Source organism: Gemmiger sp. An120, from assembly GCF_002160955.1.
Classification (GTDB): domain Bacteria; phylum Bacillota; class Clostridia; order Oscillospirales; family Ruminococcaceae; genus Gemmiger_A; species Gemmiger_A avium.
In genome coordinates, this window is record NZ_NFLN01000010.1 from 115010 (window position 1) to 126928 (window position 11919).

Annotated in this window: 11 protein-coding genes; 8 read left to right on the forward strand and 3 right to left on the reverse strand. The window is 61.9% G+C overall.

What is annotated here, in order from left to right; genetic code table 11:
• Positions 1-9: 9 nt before the first annotated feature.
• The gene (locus B5E65_RS09920) at positions 10-963 is read right to left on the reverse strand and encodes an ABC transporter permease (RefSeq protein WP_087171617.1); all 954 of its coding nucleotides are present in this window, start codon (positions 961-963) and stop codon (positions 10-12) included.
• Between the two features lie 252 nt (positions 964-1215).
• Here B5E65_RS09920 and B5E65_RS09925 point away from each other — a divergent pair, with 252 nt between their 5' ends.
• From B5E65_RS09925 to B5E65_RS09935, 3 genes are all read left to right on the forward strand, one after another.
• Entirely contained in the window at positions 1216-2286 is a 1071-nt protein-coding gene (locus tag B5E65_RS09925; RefSeq protein ID WP_158098562.1) for a response regulator transcription factor, read from the forward strand.
• A complete protein-coding gene (locus B5E65_RS09930; protein WP_087171619.1) occupies positions 2283-4049 on the forward strand; it encodes a sensor histidine kinase in 1767 nt (588 codons plus the stop codon). The genes B5E65_RS09925 and B5E65_RS09930 overlap by 4 nt, the downstream gene beginning before the upstream one ends.
• Positions 4050-4161: 112 nt before the next feature.
• Positions 4162-5523: an alpha-L-fucosidase gene (locus B5E65_RS09935; protein WP_087171620.1), complete on the forward strand. Its 1362-nt coding sequence runs from the start codon at positions 4162-4164 to the stop codon at positions 5521-5523.
• 113 nt (positions 5524-5636) lie between these two features.
• Here B5E65_RS09935 and B5E65_RS09940 read toward each other — a convergent pair whose 3' ends face one another.
• Entirely contained in the window at positions 5637-6833 is a 1197-nt protein-coding gene (locus B5E65_RS09940) for an FtsW/RodA/SpoVE family cell cycle protein (protein WP_087171621.1), read from the reverse strand.
• A gap of 229 nt (positions 6834-7062) precedes the next feature.
• On the opposite strand from B5E65_RS09940, the gene tsaE reads away from it, so the two are divergent.
• From tsaE to B5E65_RS09960, 4 genes are all read left to right on the forward strand, one after another.
• Positions 7063-7491: a tRNA (adenosine(37)-N6)-threonylcarbamoyltransferase complex ATPase subunit type 1 TsaE gene (tsaE, locus tag B5E65_RS09945; protein WP_087171622.1), complete on the forward strand. Its 429-nt coding sequence runs from the start codon at positions 7063-7065 to the stop codon at positions 7489-7491.
• Entirely contained in the window at positions 7488-8174 is a 687-nt protein-coding gene (gene tsaB / locus B5E65_RS09950) for a tRNA (adenosine(37)-N6)-threonylcarbamoyltransferase complex dimerization subunit type 1 TsaB (protein WP_087171623.1), read from the forward strand. The genes tsaE and tsaB overlap by 4 nt, the downstream gene beginning before the upstream one ends.
• A 61-nt stretch (positions 8175-8235) precedes the next feature.
• Positions 8236-8868, forward strand: a complete 633-nt coding sequence (gene upp, locus B5E65_RS09955; protein WP_087171624.1) for a uracil phosphoribosyltransferase — start codon at positions 8236-8238, stop codon at positions 8866-8868.
• A gap of 31 nt (positions 8869-8899) precedes the next feature.
• A complete protein-coding gene (locus B5E65_RS09960) occupies positions 8900-9640 on the forward strand; it encodes a hypothetical protein (protein WP_087171625.1) in 741 nt (246 codons plus the stop codon).
• A gap of 337 nt (positions 9641-9977) precedes the next feature.
• Here B5E65_RS09960 and B5E65_RS09965 read toward each other — a convergent pair whose 3' ends face one another.
• Positions 9978-10199 carry an HPr family phosphocarrier protein gene (locus B5E65_RS09965; protein WP_087171626.1) on the reverse strand — a complete coding sequence of 74 codons (222 nt, stop codon included), beginning with the start codon at positions 10197-10199 and terminating at the stop codon, positions 9978-9980.
• Positions 10200-10635: 436 nt separating this feature from the next.
• Between B5E65_RS09965 and B5E65_RS09970 the strand changes: the two genes are divergently transcribed.
• Positions 10636-11862, forward strand: a complete 1227-nt coding sequence (locus B5E65_RS09970) for a hemolysin family protein (RefSeq protein ID WP_242957523.1) — start codon at positions 10636-10638, stop codon at positions 11860-11862.
• The last annotated feature ends 57 nt before the right edge of the window (positions 11863-11919 follow it).

Here is an 11919-nt window from a genome sequence, read left to right on the forward strand (position 1 = left end):
TCCTCCTTGTCAGAACAGGGCGCTGTCCGGCTCGATGCGGCGCACCGCCAGGTTGGCGCCCACCACCAGCACAAAGCCCACTACCGACTGGTACAGGCTGGCCGCGGCGGCCATGCCCACGTTGCCGGTTTCTTTCAGGGCCCGGTACACATAGGTATCAATGACCTGGGTGACCGGATACAGCGGGCCGGAATTGCGGGGAAGCTGGAAGAACAGACCAAAGTCGGCGTAGAAGATGCGCCCGATGGCCAGGATGGTCAGCACGATCATCATGGGTTTCAGGCAGGGCAGGGTGATCCGGCGGATCTGCTGCCATTTGGTGGCGCCGTCGATGATGGCGGCTTCGTAGTAATCGTTGGAGATGCCGGTCAGGGTGCTGATATACATAACGGTGGAGTAGCCCACGGTTTTCCAGATCTGGAAGAAGGTCAGGATCAGGGGCCATTTGCCCGGCTCGGAATACCAGTTGACCCCGGCAAAACCGAAGTAGGCCAGCAGGTGGTTGAACAGGCCGTCGTCCACGCTGAACAGCGAGAAAGCCATGAAGGAAACCACCACCCAGGACAGAAAGTACGGCGCCATGAAGATGGTCTGGTAGACCTTGGCCCGCCGCTTGCGCAGCAGTTCGCTCAGACCGATGGCCATGGATACCGCCAGCACCAGATCCAGCAGGATGAACAGCGCGTTGTACAGGATGGTGTTGCGGGTGATGACCCAGGCGTCGGAGGTTTTGAACAGGAACTCAAAGTTCTGCAAAGCCACCCAGTCGCTGCCGAAGATGCCCTTGGGCACGCTGAACCGCTTGAACGCCAGCAGCAGGCCGGACATGGGCAGATACCGGAACAGGAACATTACCACCAGCGCCGGCAGCGCCATGATGGTAAGGGGAAGATTTTTGCGGAATGTTTTCAGAAAGCCTTGTTTTCTGCACACGGTGTCTGTGCAGGGGGCGGATCGTTTCATGCGGCGCTCCTCCTCACGGCGGCGTTTCGCTGCCGGGTTTTCGTTCTGGCATTATTATAAACGCCGCCCTTGCCCCGCCACAACGCTACAATTTTCGCATAGGGTGCACTTTTTTTAGATGCGCCTTTTTCACAACAAATTTCTCCACCCCACCCAAAATTTTGCCACAAATGTATGTACCTGTGCAAAAAATATGCTATACTGGGGGCCAACGGCCGGCTATCGGCCCACACCGGGAAAGGAGATCCGCCCATGAAGATTCTGCTTGTAGACGACGATCCCCTGGCGCTGGAGGGCATCCAGCGCATGCTGCACTGGGAAGCCTTCGGCGGCGAACTGGCAGGCTGTGCCGCCAGCGGCGAGGAGGCTCTGGCCCTGCTGGAGAGCGAACGCCCCGACGTGGTGATCTCGGATATCCGGATGCCCGGCATGGACGGGCTGGACCTGGCCCGGCATATTTACGAGCACTGCCCCCACACCCGAATGATCCTGATCAGCGGCCACGGGGAGTTCAGCTACGCCCAGCGCGCCCTGCAATACCAGGTGACCGATTACCTGCTCAAGCCCATCACCCGGGCCAAGCTGAACAGCCTGGAAGAGCGGCTGGCCGCCATCCAGAAAGAGCTTACCGCCGATGTGCCGCCCTGGTACGCCTGCGACGAGGAACTGCGCAACCGGGTGGGCCAGGCGCTGCGCAAGGGCGACATGGCCGCCATCGGCGAGCTGCTGATCCAGCCGGATGTGTTCCGGGCGCTGTGCAGCCGGCGGGATGTGCTGGGCATCCAGCTGCTGAACTATCTGTTCCTCTATCAGGAAGAACTGGGCAAGGACCGGGACTCGCTGGACGCGCTGCGCCAGGAGGCCATGGCTGAATACTGGGCCCTCACCTCCGCCGGGGAACGGCGTGCCTATCTGGCCGCCCGGTACTACGACCTGATGGAGTATGCCGAAGCCCGCAAGGGTGAATACGCCAACCCCATCGTGCGCTACTGCCTGCAGGCCATTGAGGAAAACTTCTCCGATTCCAACTTCAACGTTTCCAACCTGGCGGACACGCTGCATCTTTCCCTGTCCTATCTGAGCACCGTATTCAAAAACACCACCGGCCAGAACGTGAGCAGCTATCTTTCCGCCCGGCGGCTGCGCCAGTCCCAGCAGCTGCTGCGGGACCCCTCCATCCCCATCCGGGAGGTGTGCTTTCTGTGCGGGTATGACGATCCCCGCTACTTTGCCAAGCTGTTCAAAAAACACGCGGGCATGACGCCCAGCGAGTTCCGCAACCTGTATGCAGCCGGGCCGCTGCCGGCGGAGGAACCCTCATGAGCATCACCAAACGCACCTTTCTGAGTATCGGCGGGCTGTTCTGCCTGGTGCTGCTGGCACTGAACGCCGCCACCTACCTGCTGTTCCGCCAGTCCATCACCCGGCAGCTGATCACCTCCCAGGAGGCGGTGACCGAAGCCAACGTTCAGCTGAGCCATGTGTTCACCCAGACCACCGACAAGCTGATCTATCAGTATACCAGCGACACGGAACTGGGCGAACTGCTCAGCCGTCCGGTGGGGCGGGACGAACTGGAGGACCTGAACACCAAATCCCTGCTCAACAGCCGGATGACCTACCACCTGAACGCAGAGAATCTGCTGACCAACAACGGGTTCCGGATGGAGCTGTATCTGGACCCGGCTTTGCCGGTAAGCGGCCTGTTCACCCCGGAAAACACCATTCTCAACGTGAGCCGGGTTTTCAGCGGCGACACCGTGGCCGATACCGAGTGGTACCGCACCGTGCGGGGCAGCACCCAGGGCCGGTATGTATTTCTGGATGAGACCCGCCAGCGGCTCTGCTTTGCTTTCAAGCTGCAGAACAGCGCCTACGCCGGCGCCCACCGCAAGGCGGGGCTGGGGGTACTGCTGGGCAGCCTGCCGCTGGACCGGCTGCCCAACCTGCTGTCTATCTTCCCCCTCACCGAACACAGCGGCTTTCTGCTGCTGAACCGGCAGGGGCGGCAGGTATTCTGCTCGGAGAATCTGGACGGGCTGCCGATGGATGCCGCCCTGCCCCTGTCCGGCGAAACCAGCACCCGGCTGGATCTGGGCGGGCAGCGGTTTCTGGGCACCGCCGCCAACCTGGAATCGGGGCTGCGGCTGGTGTTTCTGACCCCGTATTCCGACATTACCGGGCAGGTGTGGGGGATGATGTCCCCCTATCTGCTCTGCTCGGCAGTGTTTCTGGCGCTGGGTGTGCTGGTGGCACTGGGGCTGTCGGCGCAGGTGTCCCGGCCGGTGGTGCAGTTCACCCGCAAGCTGGAGGCCATCCGGGATACCCGCAGCGTCCGCCCGGAGACCTTTGCGCCCCAGGGCCCCCGGGAGATCCGGCAGCTGAACCGCAGTTTCGGGGAGCTGATCGGCCGGGTCAACGCCCTGATCGAAGAGGTGACCCGCAAGGAGGATCAGCGCCGGGAAAGCGAGCTGCGGGCCCTGCAGGCCCAGATCAACCCCCATTTCATGCTCAACGCCATGAACGCGGTGAACTATATGGCGCTGGCCCGGGGTGAGGACGACATCGCCGCCACGGTGGACTCCATTGCCAGCCTGATGCGGTACAGCATCACCGAGCCCGACCGGCTGGTGACCATGAGCACCGAACTGGACAATATCCGGGAATACATTGCGGTGTATGTGCTGCGGTTCCGCCAGGATATCCGGCTGGAGGTGCTGCCCGGGCTGGACCCGGCCCAGGTGGTGATCCCCAAATTCACCCTGCAGCCGCTGGTGGAAAACTCGATCCGGCACGGTATCACCCGCCAGGACCCGGGCATCGTGATCCGCATCCGGGCTGTGGAAACCGACGGCGGCGTCTGCGTCGAGGTGACCGACACCGGCCGGGGTGCGGACGCGGCGCTGCTCAACGACTATCTGGATTACCGGCAGGTAGATCTGAAGGTGACCCACGGGTTCGGCATCCGCAACGTGAACGAACGGCTGCAGCTGCGGTTTGGCCCCGGCAGCCATCTGCGGTACGCCAACTACGAGGGCGGCCGCCTGCTGGCCCGGCTGACCCTGCCCGGCAGCGGCCCGGCCTGACCGGCAAAAAAATTTGCACCGGATACAAAACAATTCCCCCTTTGCGGCGGCGGGTTTCTCCCGTATAGTAAAAGCAGAAAAAACACCCGCTGTACGAAAGGATTCCACGGCCATGAAACAACCCATCGTTGCCAACGGCGTACACAACTATACCCCGCCGGAAGAATACGTACCGCCCCGGTCCGACCGGGTGCGGGAGCATCTGGACTGGTTCATGGGGCTCAAGCTGGGCTTCATGATGCACTGGGCGCCCGGCTGCCAGCTGGGCACCTACGAAAGCTGGCCCCTGAGCGACGGCGACGCCGCCTGGAGCCAGGAAGATTTTACCTGGGCGGACCCGGAAACCTGCAAGCGCCAGTACCGGGAGGCCAACCGCACCTTCAATCCGGTCAAGTTTGACCCGGCTGGCTGGGCAAAACTGGCCCGGGAGTGCGGTTTCAAGTACCTGCTGTTCACCACCAAGCACCACGACGGGTTCTGCATGTTCGATACGCAGACAACCGACTACAAGATCACCGCACCGGACTGCCCGTTCCACACCCATCCCGACGCGGACGTGGTGGGGGCGCTGTACCGGGAGTTCCGGCGGCAGGGGCTGGCCATCTCCACCTATTTTTCCAAGCCGGACTGGAACAGCCCCTTCTACTGGGCGCCGCAGTTCGGCCCCGCCCCCACCCGCAACGTGAACTACGATGTACAGGAGCACCCCGAGCTGTGGGAGCAGTATGTGCAGTTCACCCACGAGCAGATCCGGGAACTGGGCACCCGCTACGGAAAGATCGATGTGCTCTGGCTGGACGGCGGCTGGGTGCGTCCCGACAACCAGGGGCAGGACATCCGCCTGGGTGAGATCGTGGAAGAACTGCGCGCCGGCCCGCAGCCCCATCTGATCGTATGCGACCGCACCTGCGGCGGCGAGCACGAAAACTTCATCACACCGGAAAAGACCATACCGGACACCGCCCTCTCGGTGCCCTGGGAGACCTGCACCACAGTGGGCGACAAATTCTCGTTCCACTACACCGACCGGTTCAAGAGCGGCCGGGAACTGGTGCATCTTCTGCTGGAGGTGGTATGCAAGGGCGGCAACCTGGCGCTGAATCTGGCCCCCCAGCCCGACGGGGCGCTGCCCGCCCCCGCGGTGCGTTCCTTGCGGGAGATGGGCGCCTGGCTGACCGCTTTCGGTGAGGGGATCTACGGCACCCGGATCTGTGCGCCCTACTTTACCGACCGGCTGTGCTATACCCAAAAGGACGGCGCCATCTTTGCGTTCTACCGGTACGACGAGGTCCCCCGCCTGCCGGACCGTCTCACCCTGCGCACCGACCGGCCCATCGCCCAGGTATTCTGCATGCGCACCCGCAAACCGGTACGGTTCCGCACCACCGAAGAAGGGCTTGTGCTGGATCTGCAGGAACTGCCCATGGGCGGCGCGTTCTACGCCGAAGGGTTCCGCCTGATTCCGGCTGAATAAACGTTTTCTTTTCCTCCTCCTTTTTTGATAACGCAAAAGCCTCCCTGCCGGAGGGACAGTCTGCCGCTGTTCCCCCGCTGACAGGGAGGCTTTTGCCGTTGTTGTTCAGAAAATCAGCGCCCGCTGCGCCAGCTGTACCGGCTGTTTCTGTATACGCTGAGCACCAGCCCCACGCAGATATACAGCATCAGCACGCTGCTGCCGCCCGCCGAGAAGAAGGGCAGGGTCACGCCGATGACCGGCAGCAGCATCAGGTTCATACCCAGATTGATGATCAGCTGGAACGCGATGGCGGCAAAAACGCCCACGCACAGGTAAGTACCCATCCGCTGGCCGCTGTTGGCCCCGATGGTCAGGGTGCGGATGGCGATGGCAAACAGCACCCCCAGCACGATCAGGCAGCCCACAAAACCGATGCTCTCGGCCATGTAGCTGAACACAAAGTCGTTTTCCGAACGGGGTACATAGGTGTGGGCGTCACTGAACAGCCCCCGCCCGAAGATCCGCCCCGCGCCGATGGCGTTGCGGCCGTACTTCTGCTGCAGGATCACGTCTTTATATACCGGGTTGTCGGGATCAAACAGGCTCATGATCCGGTCCATCTGATAGCCCTGCAAAAGACCCGGGAAGAAAAAGATCACGCCCAGAAGCCCCGACACCGCCAGGCCGATCCCGGCGCTGATATATTTCCAGGACAGCCCGGCACTGAACAGCATCATGGCGCCGATGGCCGCAAATACGATCGCGGTGCCATCGTCACCCTGAATGTGCACAGTCAGTACCGGCGCCCCCATATGGGCCAGCAGCCCCAGCAGCTGTTTGGGCTCGTTGATGCGCTCCCGCACATTGTCCAGGTGCATGGCAAAAGTAAGCATAAAGCTGATCTTGGCCAGCTCGGTGGGCTGCAGGCTGATGCCGCCCGGCAGCAGGATCCAACTGTAGTTCTGGGTGTTGGAGGGGGCGTAGCCGATGGTGAAACCGGCAATATCCACATTGTGGAACACCAGGGTCAGCAGCACCAGGAACCAGGTCACCGACACATGCAGCGGCCACAGCCGGGCCAGCGTCTGGTAGTCCAGGTAGGACAAAAACACCGCGCAGCCCAGGCCCAGGATAAAGGCGCCCGCCTGCACCACCGCGTATTTGTACCCGCCCAGGCCCCGGGCCCCGGTGAGGGAATCGTAGCTGAAGCCCCCCGCGTAATAGCGGCCCACCGAGATCAGTACGATCACGGCAAAGATCGAGCAGGCCATGCAGAGGAACAGATAGGTTTTATCGGTTGTTTTCAGATAATTGCGCACCGCTTTCATGCTGTGTGTCTCCTTATAAATCAAACCGGCCGGACTGTGCCCGGCGCGGCAAAAGCCGGTTTTGCCCCAAAGGGCATATGTAGGTATTATAGCATACCCGCCCGCAAAATGGTATGCCCGGGCGGATTGCAGTTTCCCTCGGATTATACTATAATAGTTGAAGTTTACACACCTTATATACGAGGCAGGCCGCCCGGATGTGACAGCGGGCGGCGGCAAGGAGGGGCACATGGCGGTTTTTCACACCTCAAACCGGGAGGAAACAGTGGCCTTGGGCCGGCGGCTGGCCGCTAAGCTGGCGCCGGGCGCCCTGGTAGCCTTTACCGGCGGGCTGGGCATGGGCAAGACGGCGTTCTCCCAGGGCATTGCCGAGGGGCTGGGCTGTACCGACCCGGTAAGCAGCCCCACCTTTGCCATTGTAAATTACTACCGCGGCCCCCGGCCGATGGCCCATTTTGATCTGTACCGCATCCATTCGGAAGAGGATCTGTACACCGCCGGGTTCTATGAATATCTGGACGAAGGCGCGGTGGTGGCCGCCGAGTGGAGCGAGAGTTTCGCCGCCCTGCTGGACGCGGAAAACCCGGTGCGGGTTGACATCCGCCCGGGCGCGGGCCCGGATGACCGGGAAATCGAGATCGAGGGGGTGGAGCTGTGATCTGTCTGGGGCTGGATTGTGCCGGCAAGGTGGCCGGCGTGGCCGTTACCCAGGACGGCCGGCTGCTGTACGAATGTTTTCTGGACCGGGGCCTCACCCACAGCGAGACCCTGCTACCCATGGTGCAAAGCGCCCTTTCGGCGCTGGAGCTGACCCTGGCGGACGTGGATCTGCTGGGGGTATGCGCCGGGCCCGGCAGCTTTACCGGGCTGCGGATCGGGCTGGCGGCGGTCAAGGGGCTGGCGCTGCCCCGGGATATTCCCTGCGCCGGGGTATCCACCCTGGAGGCGCTGGCCCGCTGCTGCACCGGCAGCGGCGTGGTGATCCCCGCGCTGGACGCCCGCCGGGGGGAAGTGTACTGGGCGGCGTTCTCTCTGCCCGGCTGTGAACGGCTGACCCCCGACGCAGCCCAGCCGGTGGGCACCATCGAGGATTTTTTGAAAAATTGCAAAAATCCGGTGTTTTTTGTTGGTGACGGGGCAGGCCTATGCTATAATAGATACGATACGCGGGCGCAGGTGATCCCCTGCCCCGCACCGCTGCGTCAAAGCCGGGCGCTGGGCGTTTGCCTGGCGGCCGAGGCGGCAGCCGCCGCCGGCGAAGCCGTAAGCGCGGCCGCCCTGGCGCCCCGGTATCTGCGGCTGAGCCAGGCCGAACGGGAACGGGCCGCCCGCGGGATGTAACGTGCACGCCGCACACGGCGGCGGGCCATTTGCATAACTGAATGAAGAGGAGCGATACACAATGAGCAAACAACCCATGATCCTGGATCATCCCCTGGTGCAGCACAAGGTGAGCCTGCTGCGCAACAAGAACACCGGCACCAAGGAATTCAAGGAGCTGGTAAGCGAGCTGGCTACCCTGCTGTGCTACGAGGCCACCCGCGATCTGCCCACTGAGGAAGTGGAGATCGAGACCCCTGTTGCCGTGGCCCATACCCGGGTTCTGGCCGGACGCAAGCTGGCCCTGGTGCCCATTCTGCGGGCTGGTCTGGGCATGGTGGACGGCATGCTGACCCTGCTGCCCGCCGCCAAGGTGGGGCACATCGGCCTGTATCGCAACGAGGAGACCCTGGAGCCTGTAGAGTACTACTGCAAGCTGCCCGCCGACATTGCCGAGCGGGATGTGATCGTGCTGGATCCGATGCTGGCCACCGGCGGCAGCGCCCGGGATGCCATCACCCAGATCAAGAAGCGGGGCGCCCGCAGCATCAAGTTCATCGGCATCATTGCCGCGCCGGAAGGCCTGCAGAAGCTGCATGAAGCCCATCCCGACGTGGACATCTACGTGGCCGCGCTGGACGATCACCTGAACGAGAACGGCTACATTGTGCCCGGCCTGGGCGACGCGGGCGACCGCATCTTCGGCACCAAGTAATTCATTCCGCGCGCAAAGGAGGTGGCGCATCGTGAAGCAAAAACTGATTTTACCGTTTGCGGTAAGCTGTGTGCTGTCGGTCGGGGTCGGCTGGGCGCTGCAGCTGCTGATTACAAGCGACTACCTGCGCGGCGCGGTGCGCTATCTGGTGATTGGCTGTGCCGTGCTGCTGCTGGTGGCGGTCTGGTTTGCCTTTCTCGGGGAACTGCTGGACTTTTTCCATTCGTCCCGAAAAGAACAGACCCAGGCGCAGAAGCAGCAGGCTGTGGAGGAGCTGACCGCAGCCGCCGCGCTGGATGAACCCGCCGCCGAACCGGCGGAAGAAGCCGACGCGCCTCACCTGCCCCAAGCACCGGCACCCGCAGCGGAGCCGGAGGAGCCGGAATCCCCGCCTGAACCGGAGCCGGCTGCCCCGGATGCAGCGGATGCCGCCCCTGTGGAGGCACCTGCCGATCCCCCGGCACCCGTATCCGCTGAGCCCGTACCGCAGCCCGAGCCGGAACCGGCCCCGGCCGCTGTACCCGCGGCCGCGCTGTCTGCCGGGCCCCGGCCTTCCGCCCGGGAATCCGCCCGCGCCATGCATGCGCAGGCGGAAGCCGCCAAGCGGGAGCAGGAGCTGCAGCGGGTCCAGGAGGGCGCCAGCCGCCGCCTGGCCCAGCAGGCAGCCCGCCGCAAGGCCGAGCAGGAAAAGCTGGAAGCCCAGCGGCAGAAAGCCCTGGAGCAGGCTGCCCAGATCCAGCAGGCACGGCGCCAGAAAAACGGCAATCCCTGATTGCACCGTACATTTTACAGCCCCGCGGCTTTTCGGCCGTGGGGCTGTTTTTTTGCGGCGGGCAGGCAATGCCGCTTTCTGCCCGGCAGTGCCGCCATTCGGTTACAAACGGAAACCCGGACGGGCTTTGGTGGAGAATTATTTTTTTCAGTGTCCGCATCTCGCGTACAGATGCTTTATTGCTTTTGGTTGCAAAAGCACAAGTTTTTGGCAGTTTTTATCATCTGACCAAAAAAGAAAAGGCCCCGGCCTTCCCACAAGGGGAAAACCGGGGCCGCTGCGCGTTTACGCCCTGTTACGCAGGCGGCAGGCTTCTGCCTGCCGCATTCCGTGCCGCTTACTGCACCACAGAACGGTAAACACGATCCAGTTCAGCCTCGTTCTCGCTCACCAGCTTGACAGGGGCGGAATAGTCCAGGCTCATCAGGCCCAGGATGCTCTTGGCGTCAGCAATACTGCCGTTTTTATCATGAACGCCGATATCGTCCAGGCAGCTGGAAGCAGCCGAAACGATCTCTTTCACTTCGCTGAAGTTGGAAACACGAATTTCTTTTACCATAACTTGTTGTCCCTCCGTTACTAAATAATATAGACAGGTTGGGTCAAACCACCAAAGGGGGCTACGCGCAGCGGCGGGCGCGGCACGGTTCGTTTTTCGACAGGATCTACCGCCCGCTCAGGGTTGCCTCACCTTTGATATTGTGCATTATAGCATATAAAATACAGTTTGTCTTGTGGTTTTTGCACAACCGGGCGCTTTTCTCCCTGCTGGACAAAAGAAATCAGGACCGCCCGCCGGAATTTGTGCGTTTTGGATGCAGAAATGTTGCACACTCGTCACATTTGTGTGCGTCCCACGCACAGGCGCCTCTTGCAATTTTCCGCATGTTCTGGTATACATATACTCATCGGGCCTGCACAGGGCAGGCCCCTTGATTTGGAAAGGAACGTGATTGTTTTTGGATTCTCCTGGCCCTAGTATACTTGCGTTTGTATTGCTGCTGGCATTTTCGGCGTTTTTCTCCGCCAGTGAAACGGCGCTCTCCTGTGTGAACAAGATCCGCCTGCGCAATAAGGCGGATGACGGCGACAAGCGCGCGGAAACGGCGCTGCACCACGCGGAAGACTACGACCGCACCCTGTCCTCCATTCTGGTGGGCAACAACGTGGTGAACCTGTCCGCCTCTTCGCTGGCCACGGTGTTCTGCTCCACCCTGCTGGGCGAGCAGACCGGCCCGGTGGTGGCCACCGTGGTGGTGACCATCCTGGTGCTGATCTTTGGCGAGATCATGCCCAAGAGCTTCGCCAAGACCAACTCGGAAAAGGTGTCGCTGGCAGTGGCCCGGCCCATGACCCTGATCAAAACCATCCTGAAACCGGTGGTATTTCTGTTTGCCCAGCTGCAGAAGCTGGCCACCCGCGGCGGCGACGACAGCCCCAGCGTGACCGAGGCCGAACTTAAAACCATCATTGACACGGTGGAAGAGGACGGCGTGCTGAGCCAGCAGGAAACCGATATGATCCAGAACGTGATTGAGTTTGACGACATCACGGTACAGGAGATCCTGGTGCCCCGGGTGGACATTCTGGCGGTGGATGTGGACTCCCCTGCCGACGAGATCATCCAGAAGGCCCTGAACAGCAGCTACACCCGCATCCCCGTATACGAGGGTGATATCGACAATATCATCGGTATGCTCCATACCCGGGATCTGTTCCAGTGCCTGGCGCAGAACAAACCCGTGGACGTGCGGGCGCTGTGCCGGGATATCCCCTTTGTCTACCGCACCAAGCACATCAACACCCTGCTGGCGGAGTTCCGCCGCAAGCAGCAGCACATGGCCATTGTGACCGACGATTTTGGCGGCACGCTGGGTCTGGTAACGCTGGAGGACGTGCTGGAAGAGCTGGTGGGCGAGATCTTTGACGAGACCGACGAGGCCGAGCCGCCCGTGGTGCAGAACATCGGCGAGAATCTGTACCGGGCCGCGGGCGAAGCTCCCATCGACGAGCTGTTTGAGGCGGTGAACTTTGACGACCGCCACTACGACGGCGACTGCACCACCGTGGCCGGCTGGGCGCTGGAATGTCTGGAGCATATTCCGGTGGCCGGCGAGGACTTCGATTTCGAGAACCTGCACGGCACCGTGGAAGAAGTGGACGACAAGCGTATTCTGAGCGTTCTGGTTCGGGTCTATCCGCCCGAGGAAAAGGACGACTGAGCCGGTTTTCCACAAAGCAGCCAAACCCTGTGAAAAAGTTAAACCGCGGCGGGGGGG

What these genes read in the sequence shown, in the direction of transcription:
- tsaE (WP_087171622.1), top strand. Translation starts at nt 7,063, where the DNA reads ATGGCGGTTTTTCACACCTCAAACCGGGAGGAAACAGTGGCCTTGGGC.
- B5E65_RS09935 (WP_087171620.1), top strand. Translation starts at nt 4,162, where the DNA reads ATGAAACAACCCATCGTTGCCAACGGCGTACACAACTATACCCCGCCG.
- B5E65_RS09930 (WP_087171619.1), top strand. Translation starts at nt 2,283, where the DNA reads ATGAGCATCACCAAACGCACCTTTCTGAGTATCGGCGGGCTGTTCTGC.
- B5E65_RS09925 (WP_158098562.1), top strand. Translation starts at nt 1,216, where the DNA reads ATGAAGATTCTGCTTGTAGACGACGATCCCCTGGCGCTGGAGGGCATC.
- B5E65_RS09940 (WP_087171621.1), bottom strand. Translation starts at nt 6,833, where the DNA reads ATGAAAGCGGTGCGCAATTATCTGAAAACAACCGATAAAACCTATCTG.
- B5E65_RS09965 (WP_087171626.1), bottom strand. Translation starts at nt 10,199, where the DNA reads ATGGTAAAAGAAATTCGTGTTTCCAACTTCAGCGAAGTGAAAGAGATC.
- upp (WP_087171624.1), top strand. Translation starts at nt 8,236, where the DNA reads ATGAGCAAACAACCCATGATCCTGGATCATCCCCTGGTGCAGCACAAG.
- B5E65_RS09920 (WP_087171617.1), bottom strand. Translation starts at nt 963, where the DNA reads ATGAAACGATCCGCCCCCTGCACAGACACCGTGTGCAGAAAACAAGGC.